Annotated in this window: 1 protein-coding gene; it reads right to left on the minus strand. The window is 40.2% G+C overall.

What is annotated here, in order from left to right; translation table 11 throughout:
• Positions 1-205: PKD domain-containing protein (locus tag E7X57_RS12245; protein ID WP_210409069.1), on the minus strand; the 205-nt coding region annotated here is incomplete at its 3' end.
• Between the last annotated feature and the right edge of the window lie 44 nt (positions 206-249).

The following is a 249-nucleotide window of genomic DNA, read 5'->3' on the forward strand; positions in this document are numbered from 1 at the left end:
TAAGATTGACAGTATACAAACCAGCTGTATCATACGTATGAATTATATTCTGACTGAAGTAATCCTCAGTACCGTCAGCATCAATATCCCAGGACCATGACGTTGCATTGGTTGAGAGATCAGTGAACGCAATACTCAGGGGAGCAATACCTTCAGTTACATTAGCACTGAAATCAGAAACCGGAAGTATAGGAACTGATGTCACATTGATATAATTCGTCTTGACTTCGGAAGCAGTGCCATTGATAT

Origin of the sequence: Methanococcoides sp. AM1 (assembly GCF_900774055.1) — an archaeon.
Classification (GTDB): domain Archaea; phylum Halobacteriota; class Methanosarcinia; order Methanosarcinales; family Methanosarcinaceae; genus Methanococcoides.